Below are 12,274 nucleotides of genomic sequence, written 5' to 3'. Positions count from 1 at the left end.
ATTACTGCGATGGAGGGACGGAGAAGGCTAGGCGATCAGGGCGACGGTTGTCCCTGTTTAAGCTTGTAGGCAGAGATCTTAGGTAAATCCGGGATCTTGTTAATGCCGAGAAGCGATGACGAGTCTCTACGGAGATGAAGTCGTTGATGCCATGCTTCCAGGAAAAGCTTCTAAGCTTCAGGTAATTAGAAATCGTACCCGAAACCGACACAGGTGGTCAGGTAGAGAATACCAAGGCGCTTGAGAGAACTTGGGTGAAGGAACTAGGCAAAATGGTACCGTAACTTCGGGAGAAGGTACGCCGGCTTTGGTGATGGGACTTGCTCCCTAAGCTGAGGCCGGTCGAAGTGACCAGGTGGCTGCGACTGTTTATTAAAAACACAGCACTCTGCAAACACGAAAGTGGACGTATAGGGTGTGACACCTGCCCGGTGCCGGAAGGTTAATTGATGGGGTTAGCGTAAGCGAAGCTCTTGATCGAAGCCCCGGTAAACGGCGGCCGTAACTATAACGGTCCTAAGGTAGCGAAATTCCTTGTCGGGTAAGTTCCGACCTGCACGAATGGTGTAACGATGGCCACGCTGTCTCCACCCAAGACTCAGTGAAATTGAAATCGCAGTTAAGATGCTGTGTATCCGCGGCTAGACGGAAAGACCCCGTGAACCTTTACTACAGCTTCGCGCTGGACTCTGAATTTGTTTGTGTAGGATAGCTGGGAGGCTATGAAACCGGGACGCTAGTTTCGGTGGAGCCAACCTTGAAATACCAGCCTGGCAAATTTGGGGTTCTAACCTCGTACCGTTATCCGGTACAGGGACAGCGCGTGGTGGGTAGTTTGACTGGGGCGGTCTCCTCCCAAAGAGTAACGGAGGAGCGCGAAGGTACCCTCGGAACGGTCGGAAATCGTTCCATGAGCGCAAGGGTAGAAGGGTGCTTGACTGTGAGACTGACAAGTCGAACAGGTACGAAAGTAGGTCCTAGTGATCCGGTGGTTCTGTATGGAAGGGCCATCGCTCAACGGATAAAAGGTACTCCGGGGATAACAGGCTGATACCGCCCAAGAGTTCACATCGACGGCGGTGTTTGGCACCTCGATGTCGGCTCATCACATCCTGGGGCTGAAGCCGGTCCCAAGGGTATGGCTGTTCGCCATTTAAAGTGGTACGCGAGCTGGGTTTAGAACGTCGTGAGACAGTTCGGTCCCTATCTGCCGTGGACGTTTTGAGAATTGAGAAGAGCTGCTCCTAGTACGAGAGGACCGGAGTGGACGAACCTCTGGTGTTCCGGTTGTCACGCCAGTGGCATTGCCGGGTAGCTAAGTTCGGACGGGATAACCGCTGAAAGCATCTAAGCGGGAAGCCTCCTTCAAGATGAGTTCTCACACCCCTTAGGGGGTCTAAAGGGCCGTCGTAGACTACGACGTTGATAGGCTGGGTGTGTAAGCGTTGTGAGGCGTTGAGCTAACCAGTACTAATTGCCCGTGTGGCTTGACCATACAACACCGAAGCAGACCGTTGAATGCCAATTGGCTTGGACTGTTCTTGAGTTAACTCTAGATGACGCGTATTTCGGGGATGAGTGAAAGCTCATTGCCCAAAGTTTGCTTGGCGACCATAGCGGTCTGGACCCACCCGATCCCATCCCGAACTCGGAAGTGAAACAGATTAGCGCCGATGGTAGTGTGGGGTCTCCCCATGTGAGAGTAGGTCATCGCCAGGCTTTTAATGCAAAGGTCCGATCCCCACGTCGTGGGGGTCGGGCCTTTTTTTATGCCTGCTCGATGGGCTACTCGAACGTGAGAGTAGGGTGGGCCGGGCCGCTCTCGGCCATCCATGGCCTCCGCGGCATTTCCCACATCCTGTGGGTCAGCCGCTCCGCGGGCGCCAGGCTTTTAATGCCACCCACGTTGCGGCGGCTTGCGCGAACTTCGCGCAGGTTCGCACCGCGATCCTATTCGGTTCTCGTGCTAAGGGTAATTACCGCAATGGCTCGGACGTCGACATTGCCCTGGAGATTGACGGCGATGGGTACGATATGTGTTTGGCCCTCGCCGATTACTTGAATGAAGAAACCCTGATGCCCTACCACTTTGACATGATCGATTTGGCGGCGGTCGACAATGCCGAGCTGCTTGACCAGGTTAGTCGTCAGGGCCGCGAGCTTTATAGACGTCCGGCCTAAACGTTCAGCTCATCTCCGTCTTTGACTGTTTCCATTACCACGTAGGTGTGGGTCGACTGAACATCGGGTAACTGAGTCAATACTTCGCCTAAAAACTGCCGATATTCTTGGATATCGCGACCGCGAACTTTCAACAGGTAGTCAAAGCCGCCAGCGACCATATGACAGGCTTGGATCTGCGGTATGGCACGTACTGCACGTGCGAAATGGACAAAGGCGTCTTGGGTCGATCGCGTCAAGGTCACTTCGACAAACACCACATGGTCCATGCCCAGGTTGCGCGCGTTGAGGAGTGCGCGGTAGCCCTGGATCAGTCCACGCTTTTCTAACTTGCGTACCCGCTCCAAACACGCGGACGGAGATAGTGCGATGTTGTTGGCCAACTGCTGGTTGGTTTGACGTGCATCGGCTTGTAACGCACGTAGAATGTTGCGGTCATAACTGTCTAATTCCATCCGCTGATCATGTTCCAGTTTGCCGCGGGCGTCTAGTGAGCCTTCGTCAAATTCGGTGTAATCGCCGCTGTCTCGAATATACTTTGGCATTCGATTTAAAAAAAGCCTGTGTGAGCGCTAAGCAGTATGTAACGCCGAATAATTGTGGCCGGTGAAATCCTAGAATGTGTGACGACTAGGAGATTGCCAGATGCACACAGATACCCACTTGTTTACCCCTGATTACGACGTTGCGGACCTGGACTACGCGGCTGCACTGCGAGCCGATAGTCAGCCCTTGGATCAGTCGGTTCGGGACCAGGCGGCACATTGGGTTCAGCGCGTGCGTGATAACGCCAGTGACGAGGGCCCGGTGGCCTCGTTACTACAGGAGTACAACCTGTCTAGCGAAGAAGGCGTGGCTCTGCTGTGTATTGCTGAGTGCATTTTGCGCATTCCGGACTCGGCCACGGTCGACAGCTTGTTGCAGTCAAAATTGTCGGGCCTGGATTGGCGCGCCCACAGTGGCCGTGCTGAAAGTTGGTTCGTCAACGCCTCAACGGCGGCGTTGCTGGTGACCGGCAAGATCGTCACCCCTAACCCGAAAGGTGCGTGGAATAGTCTGGTCCAGCGTGTCGGCGAACCCGTGGTACGTGTGATGGTCCGCAAGGCCGTCGCCGTATTGGGGGGCCAGTTTGTGTACGGGCGTGACATTAAGGCCGCTTTAAAAAGCGCAAAAAAAGAAATCTGTAGTTTTGACATGTTGGGCGAAGCGGCCATGACTGACGCCGATGCGCAGCGCTACCTGCGCAGTTATCACGATGCATTGGATGCGTTATGCACCCAGCCCGATCAGCCGCTGCATCAGAAGCAGGGCTTGTCGATTAAATTATCGGCCCTGCATCCGCGCTTTAACCCGCATCAGAAGGATCGGTTGGACGTAGAGCTGTATCCGCGGGTCCAGGGTCTGGTTATAAAAGCGGCCCAGCACAACGTCCCGCTTTGTATCGATGCCGAGGAAACGGAACGCTTGCTGCTGCAATTGGATGTGCTGGCGAAGCTGGCCCATGACCCGGCGATCACACCATCTTGGGAAGGCTTGGGGCTGGCGATTCAGGCTTATCACAAAGGCGCCCAGCAAACCGTTGATTTCGTGGCTGACTTGGCGCGTGACTCGGGGCGGCGGCTGTTGCCACGATTGGTCAAGGGCGCATACTGGGATGCCGAAGTTAAACGCGCCCAGACCCTCGGTTTGGACAGTTACCCGGTGTTTACGCGCAAAGCAGACACGGACCTCAACTACCTGATTTGTGCGCGTAAAATGATGGAGGCCCGAGCGGTCATGCACCCCTGTTTTGCGACACACAACGCGCTGACCGTGGCGGCGATCGCAGCCTTGGGCAGCGATGGCTATGAATTCCAGCGCCTGCATGGAATGGGCGAGTCGCTATACGCCATTGCCAAGCCCAAAGTAGGGGTTCGTGTGTACGCGCCGGTCGGCCCGCATCGTGATCTGCTCGCCTATTTGGTCCGCCGTCTGCTTGAAAATGGCGCCAACAGCAGCTTCGTTCACCAGATCGCGGATGACGATATTCCCGTCGGCGCTATTTGTCAGGACCCGCTGAATGATACGTCGCGGGCAATGCATGCACCGCACGATTTGTTTGGCGCACGCACCAATTCACTCGGTTTCGATTTGGATAGGGCGCCGCATTTGGCGCGTGTTCAGGCAGCCAAGGTGCCGGCGGTGACAACGGTGGACACGTCCGCCAGCGAGGCACGAGCGGCTTTGGATCGGGCGCATGGGGCGTTTGGATCATGGAATGAAGCAGGTTTCGAGACGCGTTCGCAGATTTTGTTGGCGGCGGCGGACTTGCTCGAGTCCCATACCGCCGAGGCTATGCAGCTGCTAGCGGATGAAGGTGGGCGTGTGCTCGCCGATGGATTGTCTGAGGTGCGTGAGGCGGTCGACTTTTTGCGTTACTACGCGATGCAGGCGGCGACGATGGGCGCGGTCAAGGTGCTGCCGGGACCGACGGGCGAGGACAACCACTACTGGGTTGAGGGCAAGGGTGTGTTTTTGGCGATTGCGCCGTGGAATTTCCCGCTGGCCATTTTCCTGGGCCAGGTATCAGCTGCACTGGTTTCGGGTAACACGGTGTTGGCCAAGCCTGCGGAAGCGACCCCGCGCACGGGGCTGTGGGCGGTTGGGCTACTGCACCAAGCCGGCGTCCCGCACGACGTGCTTCAATGCCTGCCCGGCGAGGGGCCGGTGATTGGCGATGCCTTGTTAGGGGATTCGCGTATTGCCGGTGTTGCCTTTACCGGCTCGACCGCGACCGCCAAGCGCATCAATATTCAGCTGGCTCAGCGCGACGGACCCATCGCGACACTGATTGCCGAGACCGGTGGCATCAACGCCATGGTCGTCGACAGCAGTGCCTTGCCTGAACAGGTGACCCGTGATGTCATCGCCGGCGCTTTTCAAAGTGCCGGTCAGCGCTGCAGTGCGCTGCGCGTGCTGTGCTTGCAAGAAGACATTGCCGACGCCCAGATAGAGATGCTGACGGGTGCCATGCAGGAATTGCGTATTGGTCAGGCCAGTGACCCGGCGACGGATGTCGGCCCAATGATCGATGCCAAGGCCGCCGGCGGCATTCGTCAGTACCTGTCGGCGATTGATGCGAACGGCGCGCAGCGATTGGCCGAGACCCCATTGGGGGTGTTTGGGGACGATCCGCGTTACGTCGCCCCTCAGATGTGGCGATTGGCGGACAACGCTATGCCGGATCGCGAAGTGTTTGGGCCGGTTCTGCACATCGTGACCTATCAATCCAACCAGTTGCAGGCAACGATCGAGCGAATCAATGACTTGGGCTTCGCGTTGACCGCCGGCATTCATACCCGCAGTGACTTGCGCCAGGCCCAGTTTGCGCGTTCGATTCATGCCGGTAACGTCTATGTGAACCGCAACCAGATCGGCGCTGTGGTCGGCAGCCAGCCCTTCGGTGGTCACGGTTTATCCGGCACCGGGCCCAAGGCGGGTGGGCCGCTTTATTTAACGCGATTTATACAAGAGCGCACGCAAAGTACCGACACCACGGCTGCGGGGGGTAATGCGGCGTTGATGGCGGGCGGCTAATCGTCGTGTATCTTATTGAAACCTAAGGGGGGATCCGCGACACTTCCACCTTTGCGCGCTGTGCGTTAAAGATAGTGGGAGTTAGACCGTGGAAAACCCTGTGCCGAGCAATGGCTACGACGACGAGATCGACTTGTTTCAACTGGTAGAGACCGTTTGGGACGGGAAGTGGCTAATCGCTCTATTCACAGCAGGTGCCATGGCGCTCGGTGGTGGGTTTTTGGCACTTGCGCCGACGACGTACACGGGTGATGTTCAGTTACAGCCGCAATCTCAAGCCTATATGAGCCAGTTTTCGTCGCTCTATAACATTAGCTCGATCGGCGACGTGACCGCGGGCCGATCTAACGCGGATTCGCAAGACTTGGTTCAGCAGCGTGGAGTGGCATTGCAGCTGACGGCGGAGGATCTGCGGACCACGTTCATTCGAGAGTTCGAGGACTACGCGGAGGTTCGTGCCCAAACGTCATCTGTGTTTGCAGACGAGTTAAGCGGGGTCGAGCCGAGCAAAAGAGCACTGGCGGCCTTGGCAATGGCCAAAGACTTCAAAATTGCCCGCCCCGGGAAGAATCAAGAAAACTATCGACTGACCTTCGAGGCCCCGAGCGAAGCCGGTGGCCTAGAGGTGCTGGCGCGAGCGTTGCCCGAGGTTTATGCCGGGGCGGCGTCTCAAATTCGGCAAAATATCGAAAATTTTAAAGTTGCCACTCTGGCTGGTGCGGTAAATGAGCTGGCTGCCGTTGAGGCGGCGTTGCAGGCCAAAGTTCGCGCCTACGAATACGAAACGACCAGTCGCGTCGCGTTTTTGCGTGAGCAAGCCGAGATTGCCCGCGAGTTGGGGATTGCACAGGGCACGTCGGTTCGCGTTTTGACGCCGGACAGCAGTGATTCATCGGTAGCCGTCAGGGCCGAGGAGCCCCTATACGAGCGCGGTTACCGCGCCCTAGAAAAAGAAATTTCGTTGATCCAAAACCGCTCACCCGAGGCATTTGGCCATTACATCGCCGGTTACCGTGAATTGGTTGAACAGCGCGAACTGCTCTTGAGCGATACCCGCGTCGCCCAGATCGAACGCGCCCTGGGCCAGCTCCCGCTGGGTGAGGGCTTTACCCCGGTGGTGATTGACCTTGAGCTCATGGACGTCAAGAGCAACCGCAAAACCAGCCTGGTGCTGGCGTTGTCGTTGGTGCTGGGCGGCATGGTTGGCGTGTTGTTCGTGCTGATTCGCTCGGGCTATCGCGGTTACAAAGCGCGTCAGGCCTAAATCTCGAGGCGAAAAAAAGCCCCGCAATTGCGAGGCTTTTTAAATATGGTGGCCCGAGGCAGATTCGAACTGCCGACACACGGATTTTCAATCCGTTGCTCTACCAACTGAGCTATCAGGCCAGAGGGTGCGCATTATGCCACGCAAACCGTGGCTGTCAACGCTCCGGCGCGGCTAATTGTTCAGCAATCCACTCGATCGGGTGGCGCGGGCGAGTTCCTTGAATTGCTTTGACCTGACAGCGGCAGCTAAACCCGGTCACCAAGCTGTCCGCGCTGACTTTGTCGCCCCAGCTCATGTTGAACAGTTTGACCGCGCCGTCGCGGTGCTCGGTTTCGTGACCGTATACGCCCGACATGCCGCAGCAGCCGACTTGGGCGACCGGCAGGGTGGCGCCTAGCGCGCTGAAAACGGCTTGCCAGTCCGCTGTCATACTGCCCAGCGCGGTTTTTTCGGTGCAGTGGGCGAACAGCTCGGGTGCGCTGATTCCGTTCAACCGCGCCGGCAGCGACTGGGTAACCAGGAACTCTTGCAGGCCTTGCACGTGCCAGCCAGCCAGGCCGGCGTCGCAGGCTTCACTGCGCCCAATCAGGTTAACTACACCTTCGATGCCGATCAGCGGCAGGCCGCTGGCGTTTAAGCGCTCGAACATCGCCTGGTTGGTGGCGGCAACTTCGCGAAACGCAGTGCGCATGCCCTTGACGTGCAGGCCCTTGCCGTTGGCGTGAATGGGCGTGGCGATGACGGTGTAGCCCAGTGCTTTCAGCACCTGGATCGACGCGTCCAAGACCGCGGTGTCAAAGAACGAGGTAAACGAATCCTGGACCAGCACCACGGCGTTGTCCGGCGCGTTGTCCAGTTGCGAGTAGGCAAAGGGGGCGATCCCGTGTTTGCGCAATACCGCCGAGGCGGTTTCGCGGCTGAACATCGGCAGCTCGGTCAGGCCAGCGGCGCGGATAACCGGGGCTGCGACCCGCATCGCCAGGTTCGATAGGGTCGGTACTTTGGACAACCACAGGCCCATGGGTTCCAGGCCGGCGAGCAAGCGATCGCGCAGCGGACGGCGACGAGTTTGGTGCCAGTGCTGCAAAAACTGCGACTTCATGTCCGGAATATTGACCTTGACCGGGCATGAGCCGGTGCACGACTTGCAGCTTAGGCAGTCGTCCAGCGACTGCGCCAGCTGCGGTTCCAGTTCGGCCAGCGCAGCGCTGTCGCCGAGTGACTGTAGCCGGCGCCACTCTTTCAACAGCATCGCGCGGCCCTTGGGTGAGCGTGTACGGTCACGGCTTAGCTTGTAGCTGGGGCACATGGCTTCGTCGGCGTCCCAGCCAAAGCACAAGCCGTTGCCATTGCACTTGATCGCGGTTTCGAAGCCGGTTTGTTGAGCGGGCGCGATGTCGCGGTCGAAGTGGCCGCGCATGGGCGGCTCATCGATGGCGATCAGTGCAATGTCGTTGCTGGGAACGACGATTTTGCCCGGGTTAAAGCGGTTGTCGGGGTCGAACGCTGCTTTGATCTTTTGCAGTTCTGCCCACAACACCGGGCCAAAGAATTCGGGGCTGAATTCGCCGCGAAAGCCCTTGCCGTGTTCGCCCCACAATAAGCCGCCATATTTTAAGCACAGGTCTTTGACCCGGTCTGAAATCAGCCGCAGCCGCGCCTCGTCTTCGGGGTCGGTCATGTCCAGGGTGGGGCGCACGTGCAAACAACCGACATCGGCATGGCCGAACATGCCGTAGGCAACGCCTTGCTGGTCCAGCACGGCACGGAATTCAGCAACAAAGTCCGCCAGCACGTCCGGCGGTACCGCAGTGTCCTCGACGAATGGCAGGGCGCGGCGTTTGCCTTGCAAAGCGCCCAGCAAACCGACCGCTTTTTTACGGATGTTCCAGAGTGCTTTGCGCTGGGCTTCGTCGCGCGCCATCGTCCAGCTAACCGGTGCGCCGGGTTGGCCTTTGCGCGCGCTCAGCGAATCAACCAGCGCTTTGACCTGGGCATCAACACTGGCATCGTCCTCGCCGACAAACTCGACAAAGTTGACTGCCGCTAGGGTGTCGCCGCCAAAAATGTCGGAGATTTGGTGCCATGAAGCATCGGACTTCGCCAGTCCCATAATTTTGTCGTCTAAAATTTCGACCGACTCGGGGTCAAAGGGCACCAACTGGGTGACGTCACGCAGCGCCAGCATAAAGTCGTCATAACCGACGCTCACCAGCTTGACCACCTTGGGCAGCGGGACAACGCGCAACTGAATGCGCTGGGTCAAGCCAAGGCTGCCCTCGGAGCCTGCGAACAGGTAGTTCAGGTTAAGCGCCTCGCCGTCCCAGGCCTGTTTCAGGTTATACCCGGTCAGCCCGCGGTTCATTTTTGGGAAGCGCCGTTCGATCTCGTCAAGGTTGTTTGATACTGACTGTTTCAGTTGTGTGACGGCGGCCTCGGCGCGCTCACTGATGCCCTGCATAGAGCGGGTCATCAGCACGCTGGCGTCACTTAATACGATTTGCATGGACTCGACGTAGTCCGACGTTTTGCCATACAACCGCGACCCTTTACCGCTGGCATCCGTGCCCACCATGCCGCCGATGGTGGCGCGCGACGAGGTCGACACGTTGGGCGGGAAAAACAGCCCATGCGGTGCCAATGCCGCATTCAGTTGATCCAGCACCACGCCGGGTTGGACCCAAACATGTTGGGCCTCGACATCGATGTCGATGATCTTGTTGAGGTGACGTGAGGTGTCGACGGTCACGCAGCTGTTCAAACTTTGGCCGTTGGTACCGGTGCCGCCACCACGCGGTGCGAATTGGATGCCCATAAACGCGGGCTGGTTGGCGACGCTCATTAGCGTCTTCAGGTCACCCTCGCTGATTGGGTAAATCACCGCCTGCGGGTCGACTTGATAAACGCTGTTGTCGGTCGACATGACCAGGCGATGGGCGCGGTCTTGATGGCATTCGCCGCGGAACCCGGCCTGAATCAGGGCGTTGATAAAGTCTGTGATCAGCACGGCATTGGCGGCGGGTAAGGTCATGTCGGTCTCCTGTGTATGCGCAGTAAGCCTTGACAGGTGATTAGCCGCAAGCTAATTAATATTGCTGATTGTTAATCAATGGTTAATTAAATGGCGATGCGACAACGTCACCTGGCGGCCTTTATTGCACTGGCTGAAACTGGGTCGTTTAAAAAAGCGGCAGCGCAGCTGCATCAATCACCGGCTGCGCTGAGTGTCTCGATCAAGGATTTGGAAACCTCGGCTGGCGTTCAGCTGTTCGAGCGGACCACGCGCACCGTCGTGTTGACCGAAGCCGGCGTTAGTTTTGTGCCGGCGGCGCGGCGGGCCTGGATCGCCAACCATGAGGCCGAGTCGAGTCTGACTCAAATCGCCACGGGGCAGGGCGGGCGCTTGCGCTTGGCGGTGGCGCCGTCGGTCGCACTGGCGTGGTTGCCGAGCGCGCTGAGTCAGTTCATTCGCCAGCACCCTCGAGTTGAGGTCACCGTCATCGAGGGCACGGCGTCACATGTCAGTGATGCCATTACCGCGGGTTACGCGGACCTGGGGATCCAGGGTGCCAGTGGCGTGTCGCCGGATTTGGTGGGTGAAGTTATTTACCGCGACCCAATCGTGCGGGTCGGGCGCGGCGGTATCCGCATTGGCTTGACCGAGGGCACTCACACCGAGCAGCTATTGGCGAACGCGGGCATTGAGCCGCCTCGAATTCAGGTAGATACGCCGCAGCTCGCGGTCCGGTTGGCGCAGTCATTGGGTGGGCACGCGCTGTTGCCTTCGTTAACGCTGGGCGCGTTAGAGTCCGAGCCTATGCCGCACATTGCGCCGCGCGACATATGCCGGCTAACGCGCACCAGCGAACACGACAACCCGGTTATTCGGGCGTTTATGCGCGAGTTGTTAGTGACGATTCAGTCGTTCGACGGCGCCACGAAGCCCTCTGGCTTGGCGTAGTCCTGGCCACTGAAAAACTTGTCCATTTCGCCTTCCAGCCATTTGCGGGTGGCGGCGTCCATCAAGTTCAAGCGGTGTTCGTTAATCAGCATCAACTGGTTGGCCTGCCACTCCTGCCAGGCCTTGGCCGAGACGCTCTCATAAATTTCGATGCCTTTGGCGCCGGGGTAGGGCGGCGCCATCAGCCCGGGTAATTCCTGGTCAAATTTGCGGCAATGGACGGTTCGGGTCATGTCGGCTCCTCAATAAGCTGTTGGATTAGGCGTGTCACGGGCGCCGGCGTTGCCACGCTCGATTGCGGCCAAACCCAGGCACTGGGCGTATCGCGGACCGTGGGCGCGGCGCTGGCGCGAACTAATATGGGACGTGCTTTTAGATGGTAGTGACTAAAGCTGTGTTCAATGGTCGCCAGCTCGTGAAATTCACGGGTGGCGGAGGGCGCGAACAAATGTTCGTTCGCCCGCATCAGCTCGTCCAGCGTGTCGGCCTCGGGCGGGCAATAAAGGCCGCCCCACAAACCGCTGTCCGGCCGCCGCTCCAGGTACAGGCGCTGTTTAGCGTCCTGCCAGATTAGCCAAAACCGGGTCTTGGTCGGGGCCACTTTTTTCGGCTTGGGTCGTGGCACCGTCGCGGTCATGTCCAGGCGCCGGGCCTGGCAATCCTCAGCCAGCGGGCAGCGCTCGCAGGCCGGTCGGCTGCGGGTGCACAGCGTGGCCCCCAAATCCATCATGGCCTGGGCAAAGTCGCCGCTGCGATCGGCCGGCGTGTGGTCATGGGCCAACGCCCACAGCCGCTTTTGGGCCGGTGTTGTGCCGGGCCATTCATCCTCGCCGCTGTGGCGGGCTAACACGCGCTTGACGTTGCCATCCAAAATGACCCCGTGGGTGCGGTGACCCATGGCCAAAATGGCGCCGGCGGTGGAGCGGCCAATACCGGGTAGCGCGACTAGCTCATCCAGACTCGCGGGCAAATCCACGCCATCTGCTGCGAGCAGTGCGGCGCTTTTGTGCAGGTTACGCGCCCGGGCGTAATAGCCTAAGCCGCTCCAGTGCGCCAACACTTCGTCCAGCGGGGCAGTACCCAGCGCCTGTATGTCGGGGAATCGCGCCATAAAGCGCTCGAAATAGGGGATCGCGGTGGTCACTTGGGTTTGCTGGAGCATGATCTCCGAGACCCAGGTGACATAGGGGCCGCGGTGTTGCCAGGGCAGGTCGTGGCGGCCGTGTTGGTCGAACCAAGCAAGGGTACGTGAGGCAAAGTCGTTCATGCCCCGCACCCTAACTCAGGGC

General features: G+C 58.7%; 8 protein-coding genes, 1 tRNA gene and 2 rRNA genes (1 of these 11 cut by a window edge). 6 read left to right on the top strand and 5 right to left on the bottom strand.

Features of this window, described 5'->3' with window-relative positions:
* The 3 genes from GH975_RS11970 to GH975_RS11960 all read left to right on the top strand — a co-directional run.
* Positions 1-1,495: ribosomal RNA gene (locus tag GH975_RS11970) — 23S ribosomal RNA — on the top strand; it begins 1,386 nt to the left of the window's first position.
* Positions 1,496-1,603: 108 nt separating this feature from the next.
* A 5S ribosomal RNA gene (gene rrf, locus GH975_RS11965) occupies positions 1,604-1,719 on the top strand.
* A gap of 141 nt (positions 1,720-1,860) precedes the next feature.
* Positions 1,861-2,181: a nucleotidyltransferase domain-containing protein gene (locus tag GH975_RS11960; RefSeq protein ID WP_170272644.1), complete on the top strand. Its 321-nt coding sequence runs from the start codon at positions 1,861-1,863 to the stop codon at positions 2,179-2,181.
* Here the strand turns inward: GH975_RS11960 and GH975_RS11955 are convergent.
* On the bottom strand, positions 2,178-2,726 hold the full coding sequence (locus GH975_RS11955; RefSeq protein WP_456085604.1) for an Lrp/AsnC ligand binding domain-containing protein: 549 nt from the start codon (positions 2,724-2,726) through the stop codon (positions 2,178-2,180). The genes GH975_RS11960 and GH975_RS11955 overlap by 4 nt on opposite strands.
* Positions 2,727-2,826: 100 nt before the next feature.
* On the opposite strand from GH975_RS11955, the gene GH975_RS11950 reads away from it, so the two are divergent.
* Both GH975_RS11950 and GH975_RS11945 read left to right on the top strand, forming a co-directional pair.
* Positions 2,827-5,757 carry an L-glutamate gamma-semialdehyde dehydrogenase gene (locus GH975_RS11950; RefSeq protein ID WP_153714742.1) on the top strand — a complete coding sequence of 977 codons (2,931 nt, stop codon included), beginning with the start codon at positions 2,827-2,829 and terminating at the stop codon, positions 5,755-5,757.
* An 88-nt stretch (positions 5,758-5,845) separates the two neighbouring features.
* Entirely contained in the window at positions 5,846-7,021 is a 1,176-nt protein-coding gene (locus tag GH975_RS11945) for a Wzz/FepE/Etk N-terminal domain-containing protein (RefSeq protein ID WP_153714741.1), read from the top strand.
* A gap of 46 nt (positions 7,022-7,067) precedes the next feature.
* Here the strand turns inward: GH975_RS11945 and GH975_RS11940 are convergent.
* Together GH975_RS11940 and GH975_RS11935 are read right to left on the bottom strand one after the other, a co-directional pair.
* Positions 7,068-7,143 (bottom strand) — tRNA-Phe (locus tag GH975_RS11940).
* Between the two features lie 35 nt (positions 7,144-7,178).
* Positions 7,179-10,055, bottom strand: coding sequence for an FAD-binding and (Fe-S)-binding domain-containing protein (locus GH975_RS11935; protein WP_153714740.1), 2,877 nt, complete (start codon positions 10,053-10,055; stop codon positions 7,179-7,181).
* Between the two features lie 90 nt (positions 10,056-10,145).
* On the opposite strand from GH975_RS11935, the gene GH975_RS11930 reads away from it, so the two are divergent.
* Positions 10,146-10,985 (top strand): LysR family transcriptional regulator, encoded by an 840-nt coding sequence (locus GH975_RS11930; RefSeq protein WP_153714739.1) that lies wholly within the window; start codon positions 10,146-10,148, stop codon positions 10,983-10,985.
* On the opposite strand, the gene GH975_RS11925 is transcribed toward GH975_RS11930, so the two are convergent.
* Positions 10,943-11,218, bottom strand: a complete 276-nt coding sequence (locus tag GH975_RS11925; protein WP_153714738.1) for an oxidative damage protection protein — start codon at positions 11,216-11,218, stop codon at positions 10,943-10,945. The genes GH975_RS11930 and GH975_RS11925 overlap by 43 nt on opposite strands.
* Positions 11,215-12,252 (bottom strand): A/G-specific adenine glycosylase, encoded by a 1,038-nt coding sequence (gene mutY / locus GH975_RS11920; RefSeq protein WP_153714737.1) that lies wholly within the window; start codon positions 12,250-12,252, stop codon positions 11,215-11,217. Before mutY ends, GH975_RS11925 begins: the two co-directional genes overlap by 4 nt.
* Between the last annotated feature and the right edge of the window lie 22 nt (positions 12,253-12,274).

It is taken from the genome of Litorivicinus lipolyticus (genome assembly GCF_009650135.1).
GTDB lineage: Bacteria > Pseudomonadota > Gammaproteobacteria > Pseudomonadales > Litorivicinaceae > Litorivicinus > Litorivicinus lipolyticus.
Note: the sequence above shows the minus strand (reverse complement) of the source record. Positions and strands in the feature narration are given on the sequence as shown.